This is a genomic window from Terracoccus luteus (assembly GCF_003635045.1).
In the GTDB taxonomy this organism is placed as follows: domain Bacteria; phylum Actinomycetota; class Actinomycetes; order Actinomycetales; family Dermatophilaceae; genus Terracoccus; species Terracoccus luteus.
This window is the reverse complement of record NZ_RBXT01000001.1, coordinates 3,762,857-3,777,460: the sequence shown is the minus strand read 5'-3', so window position 1 is coordinate 3,777,460 and position 14,604 is coordinate 3,762,857. Positions and strand designations below refer to the sequence as shown.

At 74.0% G+C, this 14,604-nt stretch carries 12 protein-coding genes; 6 read left to right on the top strand and 6 right to left on the bottom strand.

What is annotated here, in order from left to right:
• The first annotated feature begins 41 nt into the window (after positions 1 to 41).
• The gene (locus DFJ68_RS16970; protein WP_245963717.1) at positions 42 to 701 is read left to right on the top strand and encodes a DedA family protein; all 660 of its coding nucleotides are present in this window, start codon (positions 42 to 44) and stop codon (positions 699 to 701) included.
• Between the two features lie 43 nt (positions 702 to 744).
• Positions 745 to 1,416, top strand: a complete 672-nt coding sequence (locus DFJ68_RS16965) for a response regulator transcription factor (RefSeq protein WP_121034748.1) — start codon at positions 745 to 747, stop codon at positions 1,414 to 1,416.
• Here the strand turns inward: DFJ68_RS16965 and DFJ68_RS16960 are convergent.
• The 3 genes from DFJ68_RS16960 to DFJ68_RS16950 all read right to left on the bottom strand — a co-directional run bounded on the left by DFJ68_RS16960 (position 1,395) and on the right by DFJ68_RS16950 (position 5,647).
• On the bottom strand, positions 1,395 to 2,816 hold the full coding sequence (locus DFJ68_RS16960) for a sensor histidine kinase (protein WP_121034747.1): 1,422 nt from the start codon (positions 2,814 to 2,816) through the stop codon (positions 1,395 to 1,397). The two genes, DFJ68_RS16965 and DFJ68_RS16960, sit on opposite strands and share 22 nt — an antisense overlap.
• 7 nt (positions 2,817 to 2,823) lie before the next feature.
• Entirely contained in the window at positions 2,824 to 4,509 is a 1,686-nt protein-coding gene (gene pgi, locus DFJ68_RS16955) for a glucose-6-phosphate isomerase (protein ID WP_121034746.1), read from the bottom strand.
• A 109-nt stretch (positions 4,510 to 4,618) separates the two neighbouring features.
• Entirely contained in the window at positions 4,619 to 5,647 is a 1,029-nt protein-coding gene (locus DFJ68_RS16950) for a Gfo/Idh/MocA family protein (protein WP_121034745.1), read from the bottom strand.
• Positions 5,648 to 5,816: 169 nt separating this feature from the next.
• Here DFJ68_RS16950 and DFJ68_RS16945 point away from each other — a divergent pair, with 169 nt between their 5' ends.
• Positions 5,817 to 6,974, top strand: coding sequence for a diacylglycerol/lipid kinase family protein (locus DFJ68_RS16945; RefSeq protein WP_121034744.1), 1,158 nt, complete (start codon positions 5,817 to 5,819; stop codon positions 6,972 to 6,974).
• A gap of 118 nt (positions 6,975 to 7,092) precedes the next feature.
• Here DFJ68_RS16945 and DFJ68_RS16940 read toward each other — a convergent pair whose 3' ends face one another.
• Positions 7,093 to 9,537, bottom strand: coding sequence for an RCC1 domain-containing protein (locus DFJ68_RS16940; protein WP_170165813.1), 2,445 nt, complete (start codon positions 9,535 to 9,537; stop codon positions 7,093 to 7,095).
• 165 nt (positions 9,538 to 9,702) lie between these two features.
• Here DFJ68_RS16940 and DFJ68_RS16935 point away from each other — a divergent pair, with 165 nt between their 5' ends.
• The gene (locus DFJ68_RS16935) at positions 9,703 to 10,221 is read left to right on the top strand and encodes an RNA polymerase sigma factor (protein ID WP_121034742.1); all 519 of its coding nucleotides are present in this window, start codon (positions 9,703 to 9,705) and stop codon (positions 10,219 to 10,221) included.
• Entirely contained in the window at positions 10,221 to 11,096 is an 876-nt protein-coding gene (locus DFJ68_RS16930; RefSeq protein WP_121034741.1) for an anti-sigma factor family protein, read from the top strand. Before DFJ68_RS16935 ends, DFJ68_RS16930 begins: the two co-directional genes overlap by 1 nt.
• A gap of 396 nt (positions 11,097 to 11,492) precedes the next feature.
• Here the strand turns inward: DFJ68_RS16930 and xylA are convergent, their stop codons facing one another.
• Positions 11,493 to 12,680, bottom strand: a complete 1,188-nt coding sequence (gene xylA / locus DFJ68_RS16925; protein WP_121034740.1) for a xylose isomerase — start codon at positions 12,678 to 12,680, stop codon at positions 11,493 to 11,495.
• 86 nt (positions 12,681 to 12,766) lie between these two features.
• Between xylA and DFJ68_RS16920 the strand changes: the two genes are divergently transcribed.
• Positions 12,767 to 13,996 (top strand): ROK family protein, encoded by a 1,230-nt coding sequence (locus tag DFJ68_RS16920; RefSeq protein WP_147431641.1) that lies wholly within the window; start codon positions 12,767 to 12,769, stop codon positions 13,994 to 13,996.
• A gap of 55 nt (positions 13,997 to 14,051) precedes the next feature.
• On the opposite strand, the gene DFJ68_RS16915 is transcribed toward DFJ68_RS16920, so the two are convergent.
• On the bottom strand, positions 14,052 to 14,426 hold the full coding sequence (locus DFJ68_RS16915; RefSeq protein ID WP_121034738.1) for a YciI family protein: 375 nt from the start codon (positions 14,424 to 14,426) through the stop codon (positions 14,052 to 14,054).
• Between the last annotated feature and the right edge of the window lie 178 nt (positions 14,427 to 14,604).

The window sequence follows — 14,604 nt, the reverse complement described above, 5'->3', positions numbered from 1 at the left end:
CTCTCAGGGCCCTCTCAGCGGGCCCGCCATACGGTCGCGGCATGATGACGCCCTCGCTCGGCCCCGGCTGGCTCGACCCCTCGTGGCTGCTGACGCGCTTCGGACAGCAGCTCGTCGCCGTCGCCGCTCTCATGGTCTTCGTCGAGTGCGGGCTGCTCTTCCCGTTCCTGCCCGGTGACTCGCTGCTCTTCGCGGTGGGGCTCTTCGTGCGCCGCGCCCAGCTCGGACAGCCGGGGCTCGACCTCCCCCTCCCCCTGGCCGGCGTGCTGCTGTCCGCAGCCGCCTTCACCGGCAACGTCAGCGGCTACGAGATCGGGCGCCGCCTCGGTCCGTCGCTGCGCGAGCGACCGCGTCGCCTCGTCCGCGTCGAGCACCTCGACAGCACGCAGGAGTTCTTCGAGCGGCACGGCCCGGCGGCCCTCGTGCTGGGCCGGTTCGTCCCCGTCGTGCGCACCTTCGTCACCGTCGTGGCGGGCGTCGGTCGGATGCCGCGGCGCGTCTTCTACACGTGGTCCCTCGTCGGGGCGGTGCTCTGGGTGACCGCCCTCGTCGTGGCCGGCTACCTCCTCGGCGGGATCGCCTGGCTGCAGCGCAACCTCGACGCCCTCGTCCTGGTCGTCGTCGCGGTGTCCCTGGTGCCGGCGGCCGTCCACTGGTGGCGAGCACGCCGGCGCACCGCGCCCGTGCGCAGCACGCCCTGACGTCCGGTCGGCGGGCACCGTGGACACGCGGCAGGATGGGCGTATGAGGGTGCTGCTCGTCGAGGACGAGGTCGCGCTGGCGCAGGTCGTCAAGCGGGGCCTCGAGGGCGAGGGCTGGGTCGTCGACGTCGAGCACGACGGCGAGAGCGGCCTCTGGGCGGCGACCGAGAACGCCTACGACGCCATGGTGCTCGACATCATGCTGCCGAGGCTCGACGGCTACCGCGTGCTCGAGCAGCTGCGGGCGCATGAGGTCTGGACCCCCGTCGTCATGCTCACCGCCAAGGACGGCGACTTCGACCAGACCGACGCCCTCGACCTCGGGGCCGACGACTACCTCACCAAGCCCTTCAGCTTCGTCGTGCTCGCCGCGCGGCTGCGGGCCCTGGTCCGACGTGGGGCGCCCCGACGACCGGCCGTGCTGCAGATGGGGACGCTGCGCCTCGACCCCGCGACCCACCGCGTCGACCGGTCCGGCACCCCGATCCGGCTCACGGCCCGGGAGTTCTCCCTGCTGCACCACCTCATGCGCCACCCCGACCAGGTCGTCGGCAAGACCGAGCTGCTGGACCAGGTGTGGGACGGCGCCTACGAGGGCGACGTCAACGTCGTCGAGGTGTACGTCGGCTACCTGCGCCGCAAGATCGACGTGCCGTTCGGGGCGACGACGATCGAGACGGTGCGCGGCGCCGGCTACCGGCTCGTCGCCGGCTGAGCCGGCACCGTCGCCGAGGGTGCGGCGGCGAGGGTGACGACGAACCGGGCGCCCCCGAGCGGGGACGTCTCGACCCGGACGGTCCCGCCGTGCGCCGCGGCGATCTCGTGCACGATGGCGAGGCCGAGCCCCGATCCACCCGAGTGGCGCGCCCGGCTGGCGTCGAGCCGGGTGAAGCGCTCGAAGACCCGCTCCCGGTCGTCCGGCGCGATGCCGGGGCCGTCGTCGTCGACGACGAGCACGGCCCCGCCGTCGTCACCGGGACGCACCCGCACCTCGACGCGGCCGGCCAGCCGGGTGGCGTTCTCGACGAGGTTCTGTGCGAGCTGACCGAGCCGGTGGGCGTCACCCACGAGCCGTACCGGGACCGTATCCACCTCGACGGACGCGGCAGACCCGCGTCGCGCCCGCCGGGCCACGTCGCCGACGACGTCGTCGAGGTCGACGTCGTCGTGGGCCACGCCCAGTGCGTCACCGTCGGCCTTCGACAGCAGCAGCAGGTCGTCGACCATGCGCTGCATGCGGGCCGACTCCGCCGCGACCACGGGCCCCAGCTCGTGCCACCCCCGCCCGCCGGGGTCGGCGTCGGCGACCTCGACCGCTGCCGTGAGGGTGGCGAGGGGCGAGCGCAGCTCGTGGCTGGCGTCGGCGACGAACTGCCGGCGGGCGTCGTCGCTGCGCTGCAGCCGCGTGAGCATCTCGTTCATCGTCGTCGCGAGGTGGGCGACCTCGTCGCGGGAGGGGGGCACCGGCACCCGTTCGGCCAGACGACCGCCGCCGATGCGCTCGACCTGCGCCCGGATGTCCTCGACGGTGCCCAGGGCCCGCCCCACCCGCCACCACGTGACGACGGCGGCAACGAGCACGAGCAGCGGCACGCCGACCACGAGCATCCCCCCGACGACCTCGACCGCCTCCTCCTGGGCCTCGAGGTCGCGACGGGCCAGCACCACCACGTCGCCGCCACCCGGGACGGTGGCGCCCCGCGCCACGACCATCGGCTCGGTCAGCGCGTCGGGCAGCGGGAGCGGGCTGCGCCCGCTCACGGCCTCCTCCCCCGGGCCCGGCCGCAACGCCGAGACCGGGGTGCCGGTGCGGCCGGCCGACGTGTACGCCACGGTGCCGTCGGCGGCCACCACCTGCACGAGGATGCCGTCCGCGCCGCGGTCGACCTCGCTCGCGCGCAGCCCCGCGACACCCCGGTCGGCCAGCACCGCGGCATCCTCGTCCACGACGGCCTCGAGCGTCGACTGCACGGTGCTCGTCAGGGAGGTGTGCAGCAGCAGCACGAGGCCCGTGCCCCCGGCGACGAGGGCGACCGCCACGACGACGGCCGCCGCCCACGTCGCCTGACCGCGCACCCCACGCGGGGCGAGCAGGTGGAGCCAGCCGCGGACCACGGAGGGGTCAGCCCTCGCGGTGGGCGCGGTACCAGCGCACGAGCGACTGCGTCGAGGCGTCCTGCTCGGCGATGGCGCTCTCGTCGCCGCCCACCGCCGGCGTCACCTGCTTCGCCAGCTGCTTGCCGAGCTCGACGCCCCACTGGTCGAAGCTGTCGATGCCCCAGACGACGCCCTGGGTGAAGGTGATGTGCTCGTAGAGGGCGATGAGCTGGCCGAGCACCGACGGCGTCAGCGCCGGGGCCATGATCGAGGTCGTCGGGCGGTTGCCGCTGAACACGCGCGCCGGGACGATCGCCTCGTCGGTGCCCTCGGCGCGCACCTCGTCGGCCGTCTTGCCGAACGCGAGTGCGGCCGTCTGCGCGAAGAAGTTGGCGAGGAACAGCTCGTGGACGTCGGCGTCGCCGTCCTTGAGCGGGTTCGCGGGCGTGGCGACGGCGATGAAGTCGGCGGGGATGAGCCGGGTGCCCTGGTGGATGAGCTGGTAGAACGCGTGCTGCCCGTTGGTGCCGGGCTCGCCCCAGAACACCTCGCCCGTGTCGGTCGTCACCGGCGAGCCGTCGTAACGCACGCTCTTGCCGTTGCTCTCCATCGTCAACTGCTGCAGGTACGCCGGGAAGCGGTGCAGGTACTGGGCGTACGGCAGCACGGCGTGCGTCTGAGCGTCGTGGAAGTTGACGTACCAGACGTTGAGCAGGCCCATGAGCGCCGGCACGTTCTCGGCGAGGTCGCTCTCGACGAAGTGCCGGTCCATCGCGTGCATGCCGGCCAGGAACGCGGAGAAGTTCTCGGGGCCGACGGCGACGGCCACCGACGTGCCGATGGCCGAGCCGACGGAGTAGCGCCCGCCGACCCAGTCCCAGAAGCCGAAGGCGTTCTCCGGGTCGATGCCGAAGTCGGCCACCTTGTCGAGGGCCGTCGACACCGCGACGAAGTGCTTCGCGATGGCCTCGGATGCCGCGTCGTCACCGTCGGCGATCGCGCCGGAGGCCCGCAGGCCGTCGAGCAGCCAGGCCCGGCACAGCCGGGCGTTGGTCAGGGTCTCGAGAGTGGTGAACGTCTTCGACGCGACGATGAACAGCGTCTGCTCGGGGTCGAGGTCGCGCGTCTTCTCGGCCACGTCGGTCGGGTCGATGTTCGAGACGAAGCGCGCGCTCAGACCCGGCTGCACGTAGGGCTTGAGGGCCTCGTAGACCATGACGGGCCCCAGGTCGCTGCCGCCGATGCCGATGTTGACGACCGTCGTGATGCGCTTGCCGGTGACGCCGACCCACTCGCCGCTGCGCACCTTCTCGGCGAAGGCGTAGACCTTGTCGAGCACCTCGTGCACCACCGGGACGACGTCCTCGCCGTCGACCTCGACGCGCACGCCCTCAGGGTCGCGCAGCGCCGTGTGCAGCACCGCGCGGTCCTCGGTGACGTTGATGCGCTCGCCCGCGAACATCGCGTCGCGACGCTGGGTGAGGCCCACCTGGCCGGCGAGGTCGACGAGCGCAGCGAGCACCTCGTCGTCGACGAGGTTCTTCGACAGGTCGACGAAGAGGTCGGCAGCGTCGTACGAGAACCGTTCGGCGCGCTGCGGATCGGCGTCGAACGCCTGGCGCAGGTCGACCTTGCGGTCCGCCAGCTGCTGCAGGCGACCCCAGGCCTCGGTCGTCGTCGCGTCGGTGGGGGTGCTGCTCGGCGTGCTCATCGCGTGCTCCTTCGTCGTCGTGCGCTGTCCGGCGGGAGCCGGCCATTCGGCGTCCCGCCCTTCGTCCCGGATCGGGCGCCGGTGTCGCGCCCTCGTCGCTGCGTACCCGTCACTCGCCCGGGTAGGTCATGCCCAGGCGGCGCCTCACCTCGTCCATGGTCTCCATGACGCGCAGCGTGGTGGCATGGGTCATCACGGCCGTCTCCGGCTCACCGGCGGTCAGGGCGCGGGCGAACTCGGCGATCTCGTAGCTGAACCCGCGCACGTCGTCGGGGAACCCCCCGGGCCGCTCGTCGACCACCCGGTGCTCGCCGTCGACGAGGCGCACGTCGGCCGCCCCGTAGAACGCGCCGCTCAGCTCGAGCCGCCCGCGGGTGCCGACGACGGCGGCGGTGCAGGGGGTGGCGGCCAGCATGGTGCACGAGAGCACCGCCTGGGCGCCGGCGTCGTTGCGCAGCAGGACGTTCGACTGGGCGTCGACGCCGAGGTCGGTGAGGGTGCCCGACGCCATGACCTCGGTCGCAGGCCCCATCACGTGGTCGGCGAAGCTGATCGGGTAGACCCCGAGGTCGAGCAGGGCGCCACCGGCCAGCTCGGGTCGGGCCAGCCGCTCGGGGCCGTCGGGGAAGAGGGGCTGGCCGTGGTCGGCGAAGACGGTGACGAGCTCGCCGATGAGCCCGCTCCCGACGACCTGCGCGACGACGTCGTACTGGGGCAGATGGCGGCTCCACATCGCCTCGGACACGAGCACGCCCGCCGCACGGGCCGCGGTGAACACCTCGGCGGCCTCGGCGGCGTTGCGGGCGAAGGCCTTCTCGACGAGCACGGCCTTGCCGGCCTGAAGGGCGAGCAGCGCGTGGTCGCGGTGCTCGCTGTGGGGCGAGGCGACGTAGACGGCGTCGACCTCGGGGTCGGCGACGAGGTCCTCGTAGCTGCCGTGCGCCCGCGGCACGTCGAAGTCGGCGGCGAAGACCTGCGCCCGGTCGAGGCTGCGCGACCCCACGGCCACGACCCTCGACGCGGTGCCGACCGCGACGGCATCCGCGAACGACCGGGCGATGCCGCCCGGCCCGAGCACGCCCCAGCGGATGCCGGGCGCCTCGTGCGGGTCGGGCACGCGGGTCTCGGGCAGCTTCATGCGGCCACGCTCCCGTGGGCGATGAAGACGGTGGCGACGGCGGTGGCAGCGGTGGCGACACCGGCGGCGGACGCCGCCGGGTCGGGACGCGGAGGTGCGACCGAGGGCATGGGGCCAGCCTAGGGCCGCCGGTTCGGGCCCGTCCGGCCTGCTCGGCTACCGTGCACCAGTGCTCACCGAACACCTCCCGTGGATCATCGCCGGCATCGTCGTGCTGGCGCTGGTCGTGGGGGGCGTGGTGCTCTCACGCACCGACTCGCAGGCCTACGCCGGGCTGCTGCGCCGGGGGCGGGCGCGTCCCCCGCGCGACCACTTCCGCCCCGACGACGACGAACCACCGGCCCCGCTGAAGCGCGCCGCCGTCATCGTCAACCCGACGAAGTTCACCGACCTCGTCGCGACCCGGCAGCGGCTCACGGCGGCGTTCCTCGCGGCGGGCTGGGCCGAGCCCACGCTCGCCGAGACCACGGTCGCGGACCCGGGCCAGGGCCAGGCCGAGCGCGCCCTGCGCGACGGCGTGGACCTCGTCTGCAGTCTCGGCGGCGATGGCACGGTGCGGGCGGTCGCGTCGGCGCTGCTCGGCTCGGACACCCCGCTCGGCATCCTGCCCGCGGGCACCGGCAACCTTCTGGCCCGCAACCTCGACCTCCCGGTCGACGACCTCGACGCTGCCGTGACCGTCGCCCTCACCGGGCGCAACCGGCGCATCGACGTCGGCGACCTCGTCGTCGGCGACGAGGAGTCCGTGGCGGGGGCGGACGCCGACGCCTCGGGAGCGGCGACGGCGGTGAGCGCCGCTGGCGTGACGGGCACGGTGGAGACCCACCACTTCCTCGTCATGGCCGGGATGGGCATGGACGCCGCGATCATGGCCGGCACCAACGAGATCCTCAAGGCGCGCGTCGGCTGGCCGGCGTACATGGTCTCGGGGCTCAAGCACCTCGTCTCGCCCGAGTTCCGGGTGCGGGTGCAGGTCGACGGCCAGCCGGCGTTCCGGCGTCGGGCGCGCATGGTCGTCATCGGCAACTGCGGCCGCCTGCTGGGCGGGCTCGTGCTCATGCCGAACGCCCGGGTCGACGACGGGCAGCTCGACGCCGTCATCGCCTCCCCCCGCGGCGTCGTCGGCTGGGTGCCCGTGGCCACCCGGGTCGCCACCCGCCAGCGCAAGGGACACCCGACGCTCGACCACCACACCTGCCGGGAGGTCACGGTCCGCAGCGACCGCCCGCTGCCGGTGCAGATCGACGGTGACGTGATCGGCGAGGCCCGCACCGTCCGCGCGGTCGTGCGCCCAGGAGTGCTGACCGTCCGCGTCGGCCCCGCCTGACGACCCCACCCTTCCCGTCGAGAGGGCGGGTAACCCCCGTCGAGTGGTCACGGTGACCACTCGACGGGAGCTGAGCGCCCTCCCGACGGGGCGATGTGGATGCCGGTGGGTGGGCTTGTCAGCCGATGCGCAGAGGCAGCCGGGAGTACCGCTTGACCGCTTCCGGCGGCAGTGCCAGCTGCCCGTGGTAGCTGTCGCCCCAGCACCACACCGACGGGCGGGCGTCGAGCACGCAGGCGAACCCGCTGCCGACCGCCACCCGGCGGACCGCCGCCCCTGTCGACCCGACCTGCTTCGGCACCGACGACCAGTTGACCGAGGCGTTGCCGAGGCCGGCCGAGCTGCCACCCCAGCACCTCGTCGGGCCGGCGGCGAGCACCGCGCACGTCACACTGCCGCCTGACGAGATCGCCGTGACACCCGACTCGAGACCACGCACCAGGCGGATCCCGGTACGGGGAGTGAGCGTCCCGTCGCCCAGATAGCCGAACCGGTTGTCGCCCCAGCAGTAGACGGCCCCCGTCGTGAGCAGCGCGCAGGCGGCCTCTCCCACCGTCACCGACGTGGCGGCGGCCGGGAGCGGCACGACGACGGGTGTCGCACTGTCGCGGGTGGGTGACGCGAAGCTCCAGCAGCGCACCTGCCCGGACGTCATGAGGACGCAGTTCGGCGTGCCCTCGGCCAGAGACGCGACGCCTGACCCGAGCCCGACGGGGACGACCGGCGTGGCCGAGTCGTCGGACGTCCCGTCGCCCAGTCCGCCCTGGAAGTTGCTGCCCCAACAGCTGACCCCGCCCGCGGTGCGCAGCGCACACGAGTGGGCGAGTCCGCTGCCCACCTGGGTCACGTCGACGGGAAGGGCGTCGTACCGCGTGGGCGTGGCGACGTACCATTCCTCGTCGCTCGGTGAGACCTGGTGCTGGAGGTTGAGCCCCCAGCACCACGTGCGCGACGAGACCACGGCGCAGGTCGTGTCATCACCCAGACCCACGTCGGTCACGCCGCTGAGCGCGGTGACCTCGGTGGGCGTCGTCGTCAGCGGGCCCTGCGCCCCCGGCGCCTGGCCGTATTGGTTGTCACCCCAGCACCACAGGCGTGCCGTCGTCGTGCGGGCGCACGCGTGGGTCGCGCCGGTCGCGACCTGTGCCACCGTGGGCAGCACGGCGGAGACCTCCGACGAGAGGTTGCCGGTGGGTGCGCCTTCCGGGCCGGACCCGGCACCGCCGGGGCGGGCACCGGTACGCACTCCGCGCTGCACGGCATCCATGAACGTCGTTGCATCGGTGCGCCATGCACCCGACGCCGATCGGTCGCTCCGGTCCCTCGAGGGGCTCGGAGCCGCAGCCGTCGCGCTGCCGCGTCCGAGCTGGCCTTCGGCGCCGCGGCCCCAGCAGAGCACGGCCCCGGCGGAGGTCAGCGCGCAGCGGTGGTCGTAGTTGTCCTCCACCTGCACGATTCCGGAGGCAAGCCCGGTGACGGACTGCGGACGCCATGCGCCGATGGTGCGGCTGTTGCCGTAGAGCAGGTCGCCGAGATCGAGGTCGCTGGTGCCCCAGCAGCGCACCGCACCGGCGGGGGTGAGCACGCACGTGCTGGCCTGACCGGGTGCCACGGCGCTCGTGCTGCCGTCGCCGAGGGTCTCGACGCGGGAGGGCACGGGGGCGTCGGGGACGTAGTTGCGCCCGTCGCCGATCTCGCCCGGCCCGCCCCAGCACCACGTCGCCCCCGCCGTCGTCACGGCACACGTGCGGTCGAGGCGGGCGGCGATCTGCCTGACCCCGGTCAGCCCCACGAGTCGCGGCGTCGTCAGGGCGAAGTACTCGCCGGCGCCGGCCAGCCAGCGGCTGCCTCCCCAGCACCAGAGGCGCCCCCCGCTGGTGAGCGCGCACGCGTAGGTGAAACCGGCCGAGACCGAGGTGACGTCGGAGGGCAGTCCCTTGACGGTGACCGGGCTCAGCCGGTCGGTCGTCGTGCCGTCCCCGAGACCGCCCGAGCCGTTCCACCCCCAGCACAGCACGGCGCCGATGGTCCGCTGGGCACACGTCTGCTGGGCTCCGGCCGAGACCGACCTCATACCCGAGGTGAGAGCGGTCGGGGTGACGGGCGTCGACCGGTCGACCGTGGTCGCGTCACCGAGCATGCCCCACGTGTTGCTCCCCCAGCAGCGCACGGCTCCAGCGGTGGTGACGACGCAGGTGTGGTCCTCCCCCGCCGACAGCGATGCGACGCCCGACCGCAGTCCGCTCACCCACTGCGGCACGGCGGACGACGCCCCGCTCGTGCCACGACCGAGCTGGCCGTACGTGTCGTCGCCCCAGCACTGCACGCCGCCGGTACGGGTGAGCACGCACGTGTGGCGGAAGCCCACCACGACCCGGGCGCCGACCGCCCCGTCGGCCAGGCGCGCAGGCGCCGGGGCGGGCGGGGCCACCGACGCGGGGGTGCGCGCACCGGGCGGGGCGGCCGTGGCCGGCACCGTCAGCGCAGCACCAGGCGGCCCTGCCGAACCGGATGCCGACACGGTCGGTGTCGCCACGAGGGCGAGCACCAGCGTGGCCAGCACCACTCCCAGCCACGTCCTGAGCGCACGTCCGTGGCGCCGTTGCCTCGGGTACAGTCGCATTCGTTCCTCCGTCTCCTCGGATCTCCCACCTACGAGGACGCGACAGCAGCCCGTGTGATTGCATCCCGGTGCGACCCGCACCGCCGGGCCCGACGCAGGAGGACCATGCACTTCGAGGAGGCCGTGCGCGCCGACGCGGCGCGGCTGCACCGGCTCGCCCGGCGACTGACGGACAGCTCCCACGACGCCGAGGACCTGCTGCAGGACACCTACCTGCTGGCCTGGCGCTCGTGGGAGCGGTCGGGGCCGCCCGACCGGGTGACCCCGTGGCTCGTGACCATCTGCCTCAACCAGGCCCGGTCACGTCGCCGTCGCACCTCGTCGCTGCCGTTGACGCCCGAGGACGTCGGGGCCGTCCTGGATGCCGACGTGGTGCGTCAGGTGACCGCGGGCGACGTCGAGGACCGCGTGCTGGGCAACCTCGACACCGGACGGGTGCGGGCCGCCCTGCGCCGACTGCCCTACGCGCAGCGGGAGTCCCTCGTGCTCATGGACCTGTGCGGCCTCACCGCGGCCGAGAGCGCCGGCATCCTCGACGTCCCCCGCGGCACGGTGCTGTCGCGCGTGCACCGCGGACGGCAGGCCCTCGCCCTGCTGCTGCTCCAGACCCAGGAGGTCTCGTGATGATGGTGACCGACGACCGCACCACCCCGTCCGGGGGCCACGGGCAGCCGCTCGCCGAGCTCGTCGAGGGCCTGTTGCCGGCGCCGCGGCGCCGCGAGGTCGAGGCCCACGTGGCCACCTGCGAGGCGTGCACGGCCGAGGTCCGGCTGGCGCGCCTCGGTCGCGAGGTCGGGCGCCGGGGCAGGTTCGACCGACCGGCCGACGGGGCCGGCTACGGGGCTGACGCCGGGCCCGACGCTGTCGAGGCCTCTGACGCAGGGCTGCACGATCGGCTGATGGCGCGGCTGCCGGCCGCCGCCCGGGCACAGGCGACGGACGGGGGCGGGAGTGCGGCCGGGTCGCAGCGAGGCCTCTCGCGCCGGGGGCTGCTCGTCGCGGCTGCGGGGCTCGTCGTCGCCGCGGCCGGCGTCGAGGCGGTGCGCCGCACGACCGGGGGCGGCGAGACGCCGGTCACGAGCCGACCCGGCACCGGGGCCTCCTCCGGCGTCGGTGGCGCGGACGGTGGCGTGGGTGACGGCGCCGGGGTGCTCGAGACCGCGGTCGCCGACTACCGCTCGGGTCGTCTGCCCGTCACCGGTCGCCCGGCGGCCATGGCGCCGGACCTGCGCGGCCTCGGACTATCCGTCGAGGCGTCGGGTGGCGGGCGCCTGGCCGAGCAGCCCGTCTCGGCCTTCCGCTACCGCACCGGCTCGGGCGAGCGGGTCGTCGTCTACGTCAGCGACCGTCCGTTCACCGCGCCCGCGCTGCAGGACGCCCAGTACGTGCCGAAACCCGTCGAGGACATGTGGGTGACGTGGATCCCCGGGCGCGCGCCGACCCTCGTGCTGGGGGAGGACGAGCGCCTCGTCCACGACGTCTGCGAGGCGCTCATCTGAGCCCGCCCCACCCCGTCGAGAGGGCGTCTGGACCTCGTCGAGTGGTCACGCGTCAAGGGGCTGTGCGGCAAGTCGGTGCCGGACGCCGTGAGGGCCGGGAGCGCGGCCCGGCGCGGCCCTGATCAGGCGAGCCCGCGGTGCGACGACCAGAGGCCGGCCGCCCGCGCCGCGGCCTGCTCGACGAGCCGTACGAGCGCCGGGTCGTCGGGCACGTCCGCGGCATCCGGGCGGGGTCGGTCCATGAGCCATGGTGCCACTGCGAGGCACAGCGCAGAAGCGTCGACCGACTCCGGCCGGTGACCTCTCGACGTGGTCTATCCGGCCTTTCGACGGGAGGGTCGGGACCGGGGCGGCCCCGACCGCCGGGTGAGCGGTCGGGGTCGCCTCGGGTTGTGCTCAGCGACCGCCGAGGGCGTGTTCGACGGCCAGCTGGTTCAGGTGCACGAAGGCGTAGCCCTCGGCGGCCACCGCGTCGACGTCGAGCTCCTCGAACGCGGCCGGGGTGGCGAGCAGGTCGGCGAGGCTCTCGCCCTCGCCGAGGGTGGGCTTCGACAGCTCGAGCACCTTGCTCGCCTCGAGGGCGGCCTGCACCTCGGGATCGGCCCGGTAGGCGAGGGCGCGCTCCTTGAGCAGCAGGTAGGTGCTCATGTTGGCCGCCGCCGAGACCCACACGCCGTCGACGTCCTCGGTGCGCGAGGGCTTGTAGTCGAAGTGGCGCGGCCCGTCGTAGCGGGGCCCACCTCCCGGGAAGCCGTTCTCGATGAGGTCGACGGTGAAGAAGGCCGAGAGCAGGTCGCCGTGACCGAAGACGAGGTCCTGGTCGTACTTGATCGAGCGCTGGCCGTTGAGGTCGATGTGGAAGAGCTTCTCGGCCCACAGCGCCTGGGCGATGCCGGCGGTGTAGTTGAGCCCGGCCATCTGCTCGTGGCCCACCTCGGGGTTGAGGCCGACGATGTCGCCGTGCTCGAGCTCGGCGATGAAGCCGAGGGCGTGGCCGACGGTCGGCAGCAGGATGTCGCCGCGCGGCTCGTTCGGCTTCGGCTCGAGCGCGATCTTCAGGCCGTAGCCCTTCTCCTTGATGTAGGCGGCGACGGTGTCGATGCCCTCGCGGTAGCGGTCGAGGGCGGCGTTGACGTCCTTGGCGCCGTCGTACTCCGACCCCTCGCGGCCACCCCACATGACGAAGGTCTCGGCGCCCAGCTCGGCGGCGAGGTCGACGTTGCGGATGACCTTGCGCAGGCCGTAGCGGCGCACCTCGCGGTTGTTGGAGGTGAAGGCGCCGTCCTTGAAGATCGGGTGGCTGAAGGTGTTCGTCGTCACCATCTCGCAGACGATGCCGGTCTCGTCGAGGGCGGCCCGGAAGCGCTTGATGATGTCGTCGCGCACCGCGTCGGAGCTGCCGAAGGGCACGAGGTCGTCGTCGTGGAACGTGACGCCCCAGGCACCGAGCTCGGCGAGGCGGCGCACGGACTCGATCGGGTCGAGCGCCGGGCGGGACGCGTCACCGAACTGGTCGCGGGCCTCCCAGCCGACGGTCCACAGTCCGAACGAGAACTTGTCTGCAGGGGTGGGCTTGACGGGCATGGGGGCTCCTCCTCGAGCGGCGAACAACGGTCCAGCCATTTGTTTGTTGAATCAACATATGGTCGTCGGCACGCTAAGGTCAAGGGGTGACGAGCCAGCGGATGCCGGGCGGACGTAGTGGTGTGCGCCAGGCCTCGCTGCGCTCGCAGAACCTCGCGCTCGTGCTCGGGGAGATCTACGAGGCCACCCGGCCGACCACCCGGGCCAGGGTCGCGGCAGCCCTCGACATCACGCGGGCCACCGCCTCCGACCTCGTCGAGCGCCTCGTCGACGCCGACCTCGTCGACGAGCTGGCACCCGAGGCGGCCACGACCCCCGGCCGGCCCGGGGTCGTCGTCGCGCCGTCGTCCGACGGGGTCGCGGCCCTCGGGCTCGAGATCCAGGTCGACCACCTCACCGCGCAGGTGCTCGCCCTCGACGGCACCGTGCTCGGCCGCGCCCAGGCCCCCGGCGACCACCGCGACAGCGACCCCCGGCGGGTCACCCGCGAGCTCGCCCGGCTCGCGGGCCGCGCCCTCGAGACCCTCCCCACCCGCACCCGGCTGCTCGGCGCCTGCGTCTCGGTCCCGGCGCTGCTGCGCTCCGGCGGCAGCGTCGTGCAGCTCGCCCCGAACCTCGGCTGGACCGACGTCGACCTCGCGGCCCTGCTCGACCGGCAGGCCCCGCTCACCGGCATCCGCGTCGAGGTGGGCAACGACGCCGACCTCTCCGCCCTGGCCGAGACACGGGCCCGCTCCCGGGCCGACGGCTCCCCCCGGGGCGAGCAGAGCTTCCTCTACCTCGCCGGCGAGGTCGGCATCGGCGGGGCCGTCGTCATCGGCGGCGAGACCACGCGCGGACGGCACGGCTGGTCGGGCGAGATCGGCCACGTCGTGGTCGACCGCTCGGGCCCGCGCTGCGCGTGCGGCGCCACCGGCTGCCTCGAGCAGTACGCGGGCCTCGACGTCATCCGGCGCCGGGCCGGCCTCGGTCTCGGCGCCACCCCGGCCGACCTGCTCACCCGCGTGCCGCGCGGCGTCCGGGCCGGACGCGCCCTCGGGTGGGCGGCGGAGGCGATCGGCGTCGCCGTGGCCAGCACCCTCAACATCGTCGACGTCGACCGCGTCGTGCTCGGCGGGGTGTACGCCGAGCTCTTCGACCACCTGGCCGCCGGCATCGAGGCCGAGGTCGCCCAGCGCGTGCTCGCCGCGCGCTGGGCGCCGGTCGCCGTCGAGCGGGCCGTGGCCGGCCCCGGCTCGGCCGTGACCGGCGCCGCGCTGCGGGTGCTCGAGCGGGTCGTCGCCGACCCCGCCTCGTTCATCGAGGCCGGCGCCTGACCGGGCCGGACGCGTCGAGGGCAGCCCCTACGAGCGGATCCTGCGGGCCCGTCGCTCAGCCCTGGCGGGTGACCGCCTGCAACGAGCCGTCCTTGAAGCGCCGCACCTCCTGCGGCCACCCGCACCCCTCGGCCACCCGACCGGCCCACTCCCGGGCCGACTCGTCGTCGGGCACGTCGATGATGGTCAGGCCGCCCAGCCACTCCTTGGTCTCGGCGAACGGCCCGTCGGTGACGATCACCTCGCCGCTCGTGGCGTCGGCGCTGGCCGCCTCCTCGAGCTCCTCGACGAGGCCGCCGGCGTAGACGAGGACGCCTTGCCGCTGCATGTCCCGCACGACTGCGGTCGACGGTTCGACGCGGGACCGGAACCACGCCTCGTCGTGGTCGCCCACCCACTGCTGGTTGAAGTAGACGAGGTACTGCGGCATGGCTGCTCCTTCGCGTCGGCCCGCCCAGCGCGGGCTGCTACCCACGCTACGAACAGGAGCGGGCCGATACGACACGAAGCGCCCTGCCGATTCCGGCCAGACCGGGTCGAGCCCGACCGAGCCCGACCGAGCCCGACCGAGCCCGACCGGGCCCGACCGAGCCCGTCGTCCGCTCCGG